The following is a 12,838-nucleotide window of genomic DNA, read 5'->3' as shown; positions in this document are numbered from 1 at the left end:
AGAGTCGTTGTGCAACATGGATCTTCTTCACGCCTACGCGCAATTTTCAATGTAACCAGTGGTAATTTTCTCGAGCAATACGATTTCTTTTTATTTGGTTTGTATGCTAAAGCCATTGGTGAAACCTTTTTCCATTCGGACAGTAGCTATGCCGCATTGATGAAGACCTTTCTGATCTTCGCAGTAAGTTTTTTAATGCGTCCGATTGGTGCACTTGTTTTAGGCCCTTATGTTGACCGGATTGGTCGCCGTAAAGGTCTAATGGTCACGTTAAGCATTATGGCCGTTGGTTCACTTCTTATCGCCCTGACACCGGGTTACGCTACTCTTGGTTTTGCAGCAACAGCTCTAATTTTTATTGGTCGTTTGGCTCAAGGGTTCTCAGCAGGTGTGGAATTAGGTGGCGTTTCAGTCTATCTATCTGAAATTGCAGAACCCCATAATCGTGGCTTTATGACCAGTTGGCAATCTGCCAGCCAGCAAGTCGCTGTTATTTTTGCAGCCGTATTAGGTTATATCGTGAGCCTAGCCTTTACCAAAGCACAAGTTGATGCATGGGCGTGGCGAATTCCATTTTTTGTGGGCTGTGCCATTATTCCCTTTATTTTCTGGTTACGAAAATCATTACAGGAAACAGAAGCATTTACATCACGCAAAGAACATCCAACTACTCGTCAAATCTTGTCAACATTGGCAGCGAACTGGAAAATTGTGTTAATTGGAATGTCGATGGTAGCCACGACCACGACTATGTTCTATTTCATTACGGTTTATACGCCAACCTACGGTAAGGAAGTGTTACATCTGACCACTGCGGAAAGCTTAATTGCAACAGTAATGGTGGGTGCGAGCAATTTTATTTTATTGCCCATTGGCGGTTATCTATCCGATAAATTTGGACGTAAACCCCTACTGATTACCACCACAACACTTATTTTTATCACCGCTTATCCTCTTCTTAACTGGTTGACCCAAAATATTAGTCTAAGTCATATGCTCATGGCATTGTTGTGGCTATCACTGCTCTACAGTTTCTATAATGGTGCTTTAGTCGTTTCACTAACAGAAATGATGCCAAGCTCTGTACGTATTGCTGGTTTTTCGGTCGCGTATAGTTTGGCAACCTCTCTATTTGGTGGTTTAACTCCAATGATTGCAACTTATCTAGTCGAACAAAGTGGCAGTAAAAGCATGCCTGCTTTCTGGTTGATGTTTGCTGCAATTGTGAGTTTAATTGCCACATTGATTGTATTTCGTCAGCGCCAATCTCAACCTACTCAACCTACTCAACCACCAAACATCAAAACTCAACTGGTTTCAAGTTCTTCTCATTAATATGCTGATAGCATCTGACTTGGGCATTAGTTTCAAGTCAGACCTTCTGCTTTATTCTTTGGTTATTTAATCAGTTTTCAGTCGTTTCAAAATAGTTTTGAGTATCTGAATACGTGCCGTATATTTATCATCAGTTGCAATAACTGCCCAAGGTGCACAATCCGTACTTGTTCTTTCAAAAACATCTGCGGCAGCATTCAAATATTCATTCCACTTGCTGCGATTACGCCAGTCATCCTCGGTAATTTTAAAGCGCTTATGTGGTGTTTTTTCTCTAGCCTGAAAACGTCGTTCCTGTTCATCTTTGCTAATAGATAACCAGAATTTAATAATTACGGTCTGGCTATCCATTAAATCTTTTTCAAAACGATTAATTTCATCGTAAGCGCGTTGCCATTCCAGCTCATTGGCAAAACCTTCTACCCGTTCGACTAAAACTCGCCCATACCAACTTCGATCAAAAATACGGATATCACTACAATTTTCCAGCTTGGTCCAGAATCGCCATAAATAAGGATGACGCAACTCATATTTTTCTGGCGCACTGATGGTGAAAATATCGTATTCACGCGGATCAAGCCGTTTAATAATACGCTTGATCGACCCTCCTTTCCCCGCAGCGTCCATGCCCTCAAATACGATCATGACCTTACGTTCATCATAACGCATTGCCTCGGCAACACGGCGGGTCAGTTTTTTTAGTTTTTTCTTATATTTGTCCTTTTGCATAGGTTCAATCGCAGGATGAAGCAATTCCTGCGGAATTAAGGCCTGAGGCCAATTTCCTTCACCCTGCGTTGGATATTCAGGTAAATGTTTAAGAGCCTGCAAAATCGAATGTGCAAAGCTTTGATCACGTCGTTTGGGATCCTCCCCATCAATGATGATCCAATCCTGAGTAAATCGCTGACGTAATTTTTGCAGATTGTCATATTGCTTTTTATTACGCCAGTCCAGACCATGCAATTTATGCCAGTGGCGTTCAGAAGCATCGATATGATCCAGTCGTTTCTGTAAAGATTTCCACGACAGATCAAACCAGACTTTCACTACATCGACATGATTATTTTTCAGGTCTTGCTCAAACGCACGCATATTTTCAACATAAGCATCAAATAATGTTTCATCCAACGGCTTCGACACGTGCATGGCGGTGGTTAATAAATCGCTATACCAGTTGCCAAACATCACTGCAATTTGGCCTTCACGGGGAATAAAATTGACATAAGGCTGCCAAAATGCCTGATCATTTGACAACATATACGGTGGATCTGCTTTTACATTTAAATATCGCGGATCGACCCATTCTCTTAATTGTTTAACCGACTCCCCCTTGCCTGCTAACTCAATTCCGCTCACTAATATCAAGACACTCTTGGCATTTTTTTTACCCCAGCTATTTTTTAAGGTGTACTGGGCTTCAATCAAATCTGAAGAAAGGTGATTTTCATTACGTAATGTCGCCACAGTGTTTGATTGACTCATTATTTTTACCTTAGCTTTCTTTTAGATTCTTTATCCAAATTATCAAGTTAAAAAAATGAAGTCCAGACCATGGCAGTAATCTTAATTTTTTACCTCTCCATTTGCGTTAGATCCATCTATTTAAGCAATAAAATACAATTTTCTTGTTTTTAATTTAACGATACTTGACCAAAAGATTACCGATGTTTTGATGAGTTGAATCACTATTGTTCAATAATTCAACCGACACCATCGAACTTGTTTTTTGTGTTTGTTGGTTTAAAAACTGCTCTATTTGATCTTTTGATGTGAAAGATTGGGCGTTAAGGGCGACCTCATGCATGCCTGTATCCTTAAGCATTTTTTGGCAATGGGTTCCTTTTTGTATCAAAACATCACATGCTGGTTCTACGATCTTACCCAGAAAATTTACCTCGGCAGCATCCGCAAAAGTGCACGAGCAAGTCACAAAACCTATCATACTAATTAATATAATTTTTATGTTTTTAATCATCTCATTTCATCCCTATTTTATTTATCTAGTTATAAGAATGTTTTACCAAATTTATTGTTATTTAATAAGCCCTTACAGTTATCACAACCGCAATAAACTCCAACATACATCAATCTATTTTTAAAAATAACAAAAAAAATCACACTTTTTTTGTACACAATGATTTCTTTTTGCATAAATGTTGTATATTTGAAAACGTGAATATCGTCACAAAATAATTGTATTTATTTTCATAGTTGGCGAATTCTTTAAAAAATGCAAAGCGGTTATTTATTAAGCTATTTAAAAAAGGGTTGCCCCAATGAAATCGATTCTTACTCTTATTGCAGCTACAGCAACAACGTTGACGTTATCAACTCAAGTTTTTGCAGATGCTGGTACAATCAACTTTAAAGGCAGTGTAGTGAATGCTGCTTGTGATGTTGCTGTAAATGGCAATTCAACCTCCGATGTTGTATTAGGTGATTGGCCGACGTCTACCTTTAAAACGACAGGTGACAAATCTCGTCCTCAACCTTTTACACTTGCTGTTTCTAATTGTAACCCTGGTAGCTACCAATTTGCTTTTACTGGAACTGCCGATACAACCAACACAAATCTGCTTAAAGTGAGTGCAGCAACAGGCGTAGGTATTGCGATTACAAGTGCAGATGGTGCAACACCCGTTGCCATTAATACAACGTCAACAGGTACCTCAAATGCAGTTGTGACAACAACAGGTAGTGCAGGCGCTGCAACTGGTACATTGAATTTGCAAGCATTCTATCAAGCGACTGGCGCAACTGTTGCTGCGGGTGCAGCAAACGCCGTTGCTCGTGTAACAATCCAACAAAAGTAATATTTGTTTATAAGGGCTGAGATGATTATGCGTTTGAATCAATTTTTAGTTTCTGTATGTTTAACGACTGCGGTCTTTTGTACAACACACAGTCATGCAGCGATTCAAGCCTTAGCAAGTCGTGTAATTTATGATGCAAATGCGAAAGCTGCAACATTGAGCATCCGAAATAACTCATCTCAGCCCTATATGGTACAAAGTTGGATTGAGGCTGGCGAAACGCCCCTTGCGGATAATAAAGTCCCTTTTGTGGTCACTCCCCCTTTATTAAAACTTGATCCTAAAAAAGAGTCTGTTCTTCGCTTCATTTATGCGGGAACTGGCTTGGCTTCAGATCGGGAAAGCCAGTTCTGGATTAATATTCAGGAAATTCCCCCTAAACCTGAAATAGAAAACACATTACAACTCGCGGTCAGATCAAAAATTAAACTTTTCTATCGTCCAGCACAGGTCGATATTGAGCTTGTAGATGCAGTTAAGAAATTACACTGGTTTGTCGATGGCAATGTTCTAAAACTTGAGAATAAAAGCCCTCTTTTCGTGACCATTGGTGACTTAAAGTTAAATAATGAAAGTCAGCCTGTTGCAAATATCAATCGAGATATGGTTCCACCTTTTGAGACCATTGAGGTTTTAAAAGGTTTACCCTCCAATACTCACCAGATTCAATATACCTATATCAATGAATACGGTGGCAACACCCCGATGCCCCCTGTATCTCTTAAGTAACGAGTTTTGGGGATGCATATTTTATACCCAAGGTTAAATGCTATGTACTTTAGACTGACAGCACTATGCGTTTGCATGTCTTGTACACTGGCTCATGCTGCTAATGAAGAATTTAATACCGAATTTTTGCAGGACGTTACCGATCAGGTTTCTGTTGATGCAGTAAAATATGGGTATAGTATTGCTCCAGGTACTTACGATTTTTCGATCTTTATCAACAACCAAAAAGTTGATACTCGTCCTGTACAATTTTATAAAAATGGACAAAACACCGTTGTTCCCTGCTTTGATCAGGCATTTATTGATAATTACAATATTTTATTTTTGTCTCCAGAGCAAAGAAAACAGGATGCTCAGGGGTGTTATGACTTAACTGCGATTCCAAATGTATCCATTGATCAGGATATTGGCTTACAAAAATTAAGTCTGTCTATTCCTCAGGTCAACTTACAACAATACGCTCGAGGCTATGTACCTACCCGTTTATTTAATCAGGGAATCAATGCCTTAATTTTAAATTATTCTGCCAATTCTAACTATTTTAATAATAAAGATTCACAAGATAGGCACAACAATTCTTTGTTTCTCAATGGCGGTTTGAATTGGGGTGCGTGGCGCTATCGCAATCAAAGTAACTTTACCCAGTACTCAGGTCAATCTGGAAGCTGGCAAAACATATCGAATAAGCTGGAACGTGACCTACAAACCAGCGTTCCAACTCGTTTAGAAATTGGTGACAGTTTTAGTAATAACGATGTTTTTGATAGTACCAATTTTAGAGGCGTGCAATTCAGCAGTGATGCTATTCAACTTCCTATTGGTTTACAGAACTATGCACCAGTCGTGCGTGGAGTCGCCCAAACCAACGCTACAGTGGAAATCAGACAAAATGGCTACATTATTTATAGTACCAATGTAGCCCCTGGAAACTTTACTATCGATGATTTGTATGCAGCCAACGAAAGTGGAAATCTAGAAGTTTCAGTGATCGAAAGTGATGGTCGTGTGCGAAAATTTGTTCAGCCCTACTCCTCAGTTCCCAATATGGTTCGTGCGGGTCAAAGTAAATTTCAGTTAACTGCGGGTCAGTATAGAAGTGGCAATACCGATACGTATCACCCTTATTTTGGTCAGTTTACTTATGCATATGGCATCAATAATTATTTTACGCCTTATGCAGGCCTTATTGCCTCAGAAGATTACTATTCAGCAGCAGCAGGTCTGGCATGGTCACTAGGAAATTTCGGTGCCCTTTCCAGTGATTTAACTTATGCCCATAATAAAACAGCCCAAGGACTGACAAAAGAGGGGATCAGCTTAAGATTTTTGTATGCAAAATCATTGAATACTTTAGGCACCAATGTTCGTCTTGTCGGGTATCGCTATTCAACCCAAGATTATTATAGCTTCAGCGATGCTGTTCAGGAAAAGGCGCAATGGAAAAATGGGAGTTATGAATACACCTATGATGACAATAACACGCTGAATAATGAACAGTTAAGTGAACAAGAACGCCGCCGTTATTTTTACTCGTCGACCTATTACAATAAACGTAATCAGTTTCAGATTTCTGTTAATCAAAATCTAGGTGAATGGGGGCAAGTCTATGCTACTCTAGCCAAAACTGACTTTTGGCAAAAAGAATACAATCAGGAAAGTTGGCAAATAGGTTATAACAAAAACTATAAAGACATCGCGTATGGGTTGTATTATCAAAAAAATAAATCCATGTTTCAAGGCGCAGACTATAATGTCGGTTTTAACATCAGTATTCCATTGGAACGTCCTCGTGCCGCTAAAAAATATGATCTAATCTCGAATAATGACTATCAATACTCTAATCTTACAGGCAGCACAGCCACAACAGCGCTCTCAGGTTCTTTCCTAGAAGATAAAAACCTGAATGCTCAAATTCAGTTCAGCCATACTGAGCAAAACAATAATGATAGCGTGGCTTTAAACACCAGTTATAGAGGAACTAAGCTAAATTCTAGCTTTGGTTATACGTATTCAGATCAGTATCAACAAGTCTCAGCAAGTGTAAATGGCGGTATTTTAGTGCACTCTGGCGGTATTCTTTTCGGACAACAAATGTATAGCAATCCGATTATTATCGAGGCCAAAGGTGCCGAAGGTGTTCGTATAGACAATCAACCAGGTTTGAAAATTGATCAATCGGGTTATGCTGTAGTGAGCGGCTCTAGCGCCTATATGCGAAATCGCGTAGCACTCAAGGCTGAAGATCTTGGGCAAAACATGAATATCGATGACCCTGTTATCACAGATATCGTACCGACCAAATTTGCTATCGTAAAAGTTAAATTTGATGTTCAATCAGGACATAGTGTTCTTGCCAACTTACGCTTTAATGAGAAATATGTAACGACTGGTTCGTCTATTTTAGATGCCAAAACTCAAAAAAATGTGGGTCTGGTCGGATTAAACGGACAAGCGTATCTGACGGGTGTGCAATCTCAGCAACAACTGGTTGCAAAATGGGGCAATGCGGACTTTGAACAATGTCAGTTTAGCCTGCCAACATTGAATAATCGGGAAATGGGTTACGATGAAATTGATCTTTCCTGTCATGCGGTAGGAGCACATTAATATGAATAACCTCATATCTAAGTTAAGCCTGTTACAGCTTTGTTTTTTTTTAGTGCTGAGTGTAGTTGGTATACAATCTAGCTGGGCAACACGTTGTCTAGAAGGGCAAAAAGCCACATCAACATTTAATATTAGTACTGCAACCAACACTACCCATACGACTTCCGTCACTCCCATTCGGGTGACTAGTTCCAACCAAAGTGCCGGTTCTTTATTGTGGCAGTCGCCCGTTTACAGTACGACTCTAACCTGTTATGACGACTATGCAACCAACAGTACTGAAAAAGCCTATCTTTATTTAGATGATGCCACTAAAAGTTTGGCAACTGCCTTTCGAAGTACCAATTTAATTATAGGTATCAATTTTAATGGCACTGAATATCCCATAGATTCGCTGACTGAAAATAAAATTAATACAGGTTTTACAGCAATAAATAAGCAAACCAACTCAAGTACGGCAAAATCTAATTGCACCTTGATTGGTCGCAGTTCAGGAAGCTGTTCTGATCCTCAAACCATTACGATTAGTTATTCTTTGTATATTAAATCCCGAGGTTCAGGGAGTAATTTTACATCCAGCGCACAAACCTATCAGGTCTTTCAACTTGATGGTGAAGGTGGACGTAATGCCAATGGTAACTTTCAGGAAAAAGTATCCAATGTAAATGTCACTTATATTGAATGTATTACCAGCCTCAACACACAAAATGTGGACTTGGGTAGCTATTATTCATATCAGGACACCAATACCATTTTACGTCGTACACCTTTCACCATTAATGTCACAACGACAGGTAAAGACTGTGCGAAATATCCATTTCTAGGCAAATTTACGTCTACTCAACGCTATGATTCAACGACCTTAACGGCAACTGAAACAGGTATGAAAAATGTCGTTGGGATTAAAATTTATCCTCAAGGTGAAACGCAGGAAATTCCGCTGGATACCAATTTCGACTTTGGTAGCAGTAATGGCTCAACACTGTCTAAGAACTTTGAAGCAGGAGTTCTATTTTTCTCAAAACCTGCCGTTGCTGGTACATTTAGTTCAACATTAAATTACGAAGTCTATTTTAAATAGATTTCGTTCTGGACTTATTTTTAAAGTTTGGCCTTATAATAGTCATAGTGTTATGCATTTAAGCAGCTTATGCTTTTATCAATTTTTTGAAAAAACTAGATTATGTCCAAACTTGCTCACTTTGATGATTTACTTCAGCAATATAACGCCTTTGCATATCATCAGGATCCTGCGATATTACAACGTCTGAATGACGCTCAAATTTGGCTTAAAAAGCGTATTAAAGATACGCATCAAGCTTATTTTAACGAGCCTGAAAATCAGTTAATGGCTCAGTATTTTCTCAATCGTTTATATGGTGGTCCAGATTTTGATCCACTGGCTTTGCAAATTGAACGTCTACTTAAATATGCCCATAAAGCAGAAAAGCTGTTACCAGACAATGCCATAAAAACTGGAACTAAATCCGTCAGTCTAGCAGTATTAGCGATGCAACTAGATGAACAAATTGCGATTCAGTTATTAAAGGATTATCCAGCAAACGCACCCATTACAGATGAAATGATGCGTCAAACCTTGCTCAAGCTAGATCAAAAAGAGCAGCGTTTAGTCCAGTTACAACTACTCGATGACTTGGGTGAAGCATTAGATAAATATATGCGTTCATTTATGATGTATGCAGCCTTTAAAATGTGTAAAAGTGCTGCACATAAATACAATTTTGACCTGATGTATGAATTTATTCAGGAAGGATTTGTTGCCATGAAACCGATGAAATCCGCAGAAAAATTTATTAAAACCTTTAGTACAGTTGAACGTGATATTATCGAAAAAGTGCATTCGGGTCATCCAGATCCCTTTCGCTGATTCTTGATTCGTACCCGATTGAAGAATCCGCATTAAGTGCCTTATTTTTATAATTTTCTGTATAGTATTGATAACGATTGCATAATGATGACTGTAAAACCATACTAAACTCTGTCATCATGCATGCGGCCATAATCACTTTATAATGTGTTTAAATTTAGGAGCGACAAGATGTCTAACGAAAATCAAAAGCCCACTTCTTCGACTGAGCAGGCAGAGCGTTCAGACAGCAACAGTCCATTCCTAAATGAGCCGCTTCCACAAGGAACTCCGCAAGGACAGCAACAATCCTTACAACAAGGGTTTAACCATCAGTCCACTGGTTCTGTTCCTAAATATAACTTACCTCGTGGCGCAGGCCGAACGGGTAATGTCGGTGAAACCACACATTTTGGCTATCAAACTGTGAATGCTGAAGATAAAGCCCAGAAAGTGGCCGAAGTCTTTCATTCTGTCGCCAGCAAATATGACATCATGAATGACTTGATGTCTTTTGGTATTCATCGTCTCTGGAAACGTTTTGCAATCAATATGTCAGGTGTTCGTCGTGGTCAACACGTGCTTGATATTGCAGGTGGCACTGGTGATTTAGCCAAAGTATTTAGTCGTGAAGTAGGCCCGCAAGGCCATGTCGTATTATCCGATATTAATGAATCAATGTTAAATGTAGGCCGTGATCGTTTGCTAGATGCAGGGTGTACCAATGTTGATTTCGTTCTGGCTAATGCTGAAACATTAGAACCTTTTGCAAATGAAAGTTTCGACCTCGTCACCATCAGTTTTGGTTTGCGTAATGTGACCGATAAAGATGCCGCCCTTGAATCCATGTACCGTGTGCTTAAACCAGGTGGCCGCTTACTTATTCTTGAATTTTCAAAACCTGTATTTGAACCATTTTCAAAACTCTACGATTTTTACTCCTTTACCGCATTACCACTCATGGGTAAAATTGTGGCAAATGATGCGGAAAGCTATAAATATCTGGCTGAATCAATCCGTATGCATCCAGACCAGCGTACTTTAAAAGGCATGATGGAAAAAGCAGGTTTTCAAAGTTGCGACTATCATAATTTAACCGGTGGTATCGTCGCTGTACACCGCGGTTTTAAACTCTAAAGGTTCATGATTATGTGGTCGATTCTTGCGCTAGGTGCAGTCGAACGCGGTATTCATCATATTATCAATCTGGATGCGATTACCCGTATCCAGCTCAATCAATTACAAAGTCAGTTACTGCGGGTCATTATTGATAGTCCGCAGCTTTCGATTGATGTTTTTTTTGATGAAAATAAAGTTCGCCTCGAACCCACCATCACGGGTCATAGCCAGACACCTTCTATATTTGAACAGCGACCTTTTGATGAACATGTCAAAATTAGCCAAGCCACCGCAACCCTTCATGTCAAAAATATGGTGGAGTTACTTAAGCTTTTATTGGGCAATTCAGATCATATAGGTAATATTCCGCTCACTGGTGATTATCATCTGCTACAAGATATTCAGCGGATTATGCAGCAGGCTGAACCTGATTTGGCAGCGCATTTAAGTCCATGGATTAGCCCTGCCCTTGCACATGAACTGGCTAAAATTAGTCTTGCTCCCAAACAGTTAAAACGCAGTTTGCAAAGTCATCTTTTTTTTGCAGAAGATGCGCTCAAAGAAGACAGTGGTCTATTTGCACCACGCTGGCAAATGGATGATCTGAACCAGTCCACTCGGCAACTTAATCAGGAAATTGATCGTCTTGAAGCCAGACTGCAATCTCTTAATTCTCAATTCAATAAGACAAACACTTAGGTAATATCGCATTATGATTCCGCACGTTACACGGTTATTCGAACTTTGGCGCATTGCCGCGCATTATCGACTTGATACCCTGTTCCCTGCGGAAGAGTTACCTTCCAAAGCGCGCCATGCTTTAGCACTAATCCGATTACATCCAGCGGCATGGTCTAGCCGAGAGCGTAAAAATCCCCTCAAGCTTAAACAAGCTTTAGAGGATATGGGACCTTTAGCCATTAAACTGGGGCAATTGCTGTCCACACGCCGTGACTTGATTCCACCTGAAGTCTTATCACAACTGGTTTTATTACAAGATCAGGTTAAACCTTTTGATGGGCAAGTGGCCAAACAGCGTATTCAGGATGCACTAAAAGCCGACGTAAATACCTTATTTGCACGTTTTGATGAGCAGCCTTTAGCAGCAGCTTCAATTGCTCAAGTGCACACTGCCGCCTTGCATGATGGACGTGAAGTAGTAGTAAAAGTTACCCGTCCTGATATTCGTCTGCAAATTTTGCAAGATTTTGAAATTATTACATGGCTAGGTCAATGGCTGGAAAGCCGTCTGGAAGCGGCACGTGCCTTACATTTGACTGAGATTATTCAGGATTATCGCCAGATCATTTTAAATGAATTGGACTTAAGTATAGAAGCTGACAATACTCGTCGTATGCGCCACTACTTTACTGGTTCCAGCATGATGTACGTGCCTGAAGTTTATATGGACAGTACAGATGTTATGGTGGCAGAGCGTATTATTGGCGTGCCCATTTCTGATGCAGCCACGTTTGATCGTCTAGGGATGGATCGGGCCGAATTGGCAGAAAAAGGGCTTATCATCTTCTTTACCCAAGTTTTTCGAGATAACTTTTTCCACGCAGATATGCATCCAGGTAATGTCTTCGTGGAAACGATCAATCCCAGCCATCCACGTTATATCGCGCTGGATTGCGCCATTATGGGTGAGCTCTCCAAACAAGATCAGATGACTGTTGCGCGCATGCTTCTGGCCGTTATGAACAACAATTTCATGCAACTGATTCAGATTGTTCATCAAGCTGGCTGGATTCCACCGGGTACGGAACAGGATGCCTTAGCCCGTGAAATGCGACGTACCGTTGGGCCAATGGTTTCAAAACCAATGGATCAACTAGATTTTGCAGGTATTTTATTGCAGGTGATGGACATTGCACGACGCTTTCGTCTGGAAATTCCACCACAACTCATGTTATTGCTCAAAACACTCGTGCATGTGGAAGGTTTGGGAACAGATCTTTATCCACAACTGGATATTTGGAAACTGGCAAAACCAATTTTGACCGAATGGGTCAAATCCAATATGAATCCAGTCAAAAATGTGAAAGAAATTGGTCAGCAAATTCCAGACCTATTATTAGGTGCACACGACCTACCAACTTTATTGATTGATAGTTTAAATGGGTTAAAAAACCAGTCTGCATGGCATGATCGTCAAGTTCGTGAAATTCAGCAATTACGCATGCAAATCCAGCAACAACAACAACGTAGTTGGCTATTTGGCAGTATTATGCTGATCCTGTTAACTATCGCCCTTATTGCGCCGTGGTACATTTCAATTGTCCTGATTGCCATTACTGCCTTGTTAGCCGTTTGGCGTATTATTAAATAATCATTCTAGGGAGAGAGGAATTTTCTATCTCCC

Annotated in this window: 11 protein-coding genes; 9 read left to right on the top strand and 2 right to left on the bottom strand. The window is 40.0% G+C overall.

All coding sequences use genetic code 11. The features are described from left to right. The first annotated feature begins 9 nt into the window (after window positions 1–9). Window positions 10–1,335 (top strand): MFS transporter, encoded by a 1,326-nt coding sequence (locus IAE20_RS01720; RefSeq protein WP_200481592.1) that lies wholly within the window; start codon window positions 10–12, stop codon window positions 1,333–1,335. Window positions 1,336–1,401: 66 nt separating this feature from the next. Here IAE20_RS01720 and IAE20_RS01715 read toward each other — a convergent pair whose 3' ends face one another. Both IAE20_RS01715 and IAE20_RS01710 read right to left on the bottom strand, forming a co-directional pair. After that, window positions 1,402–2,820: a phosphate--AMP phosphotransferase gene (locus IAE20_RS01715; protein WP_200459197.1), complete on the bottom strand. Its 1,419-nt coding sequence runs from the start codon at window positions 2,818–2,820 to the stop codon at window positions 1,402–1,404. A gap of 154 nt (window positions 2,821–2,974) precedes the next feature. Further along, the gene (locus tag IAE20_RS01710; RefSeq protein WP_200481593.1) at window positions 2,975–3,313 is read right to left on the bottom strand and encodes a hypothetical protein; all 339 of its coding nucleotides are present in this window, start codon (window positions 3,311–3,313) and stop codon (window positions 2,975–2,977) included. A gap of 301 nt (window positions 3,314–3,614) precedes the next feature. Here IAE20_RS01710 and IAE20_RS01705 point away from each other — a divergent pair, with 301 nt between their 5' ends. From IAE20_RS01705 to IAE20_RS01670, 8 genes are all read left to right on the top strand, one after another. Further along, on the top strand, window positions 3,615–4,151 hold the full coding sequence (locus tag IAE20_RS01705) for a fimbrial protein (RefSeq protein ID WP_200459195.1): 537 nt from the start codon (window positions 3,615–3,617) through the stop codon (window positions 4,149–4,151). 27 nt (window positions 4,152–4,178) lie between these two features. Further along, complete coding sequence (locus IAE20_RS01700; RefSeq protein ID WP_200481594.1) at window positions 4,179–4,880, top strand: molecular chaperone; 702 nt, start codon at window positions 4,179–4,181, stop codon at window positions 4,878–4,880. A gap of 75 nt (window positions 4,881–4,955) precedes the next feature. Then, window positions 4,956–7,487: a fimbria/pilus outer membrane usher protein gene (locus IAE20_RS01695; RefSeq protein ID WP_227610817.1), complete on the top strand. Its 2,532-nt coding sequence runs from the start codon at window positions 4,956–4,958 to the stop codon at window positions 7,485–7,487. Between the two features lies 1 nt (window position 7,488). Next, window positions 7,489–8,568: a hypothetical protein gene (locus IAE20_RS01690; protein ID WP_200481596.1), complete on the top strand. Its 1,080-nt coding sequence runs from the start codon at window positions 7,489–7,491 to the stop codon at window positions 8,566–8,568. A gap of 102 nt (window positions 8,569–8,670) precedes the next feature. Then, a complete protein-coding gene (locus IAE20_RS01685) occupies window positions 8,671–9,375 on the top strand; it encodes an FFLEELY motif protein (RefSeq protein WP_200481597.1) in 705 nt (234 codons plus the stop codon). 171 nt (window positions 9,376–9,546) lie between these two features. Next, on the top strand, window positions 9,547–10,491 hold the full coding sequence (gene ubiE / locus IAE20_RS01680) for a bifunctional demethylmenaquinone methyltransferase/2-methoxy-6-polyprenyl-1,4-benzoquinol methylase UbiE (RefSeq protein WP_200481598.1): 945 nt from the start codon (window positions 9,547–9,549) through the stop codon (window positions 10,489–10,491). 12 nt (window positions 10,492–10,503) lie between these two features. After that, window positions 10,504–11,172 (top strand): SCP2 domain-containing protein, encoded by a 669-nt coding sequence (locus tag IAE20_RS01675; protein WP_200481599.1) that lies wholly within the window; start codon window positions 10,504–10,506, stop codon window positions 11,170–11,172. 13 nt (window positions 11,173–11,185) lie between these two features. Then, on the top strand, window positions 11,186–12,805 hold the full coding sequence (locus IAE20_RS01670) for an ABC1 kinase family protein (RefSeq protein ID WP_200481600.1): 1,620 nt from the start codon (window positions 11,186–11,188) through the stop codon (window positions 12,803–12,805). Window positions 12,806–12,838: the final 33 nt, after the last annotated feature.

The sequence above is a fragment of the Acinetobacter sp. S54 genome, assembly GCF_016624945.1.
Lineage (GTDB): Bacteria > Pseudomonadota > Gammaproteobacteria > Pseudomonadales > Moraxellaceae > Acinetobacter.
This window is presented reverse-complemented; position numbering and strand designations above follow the sequence as displayed.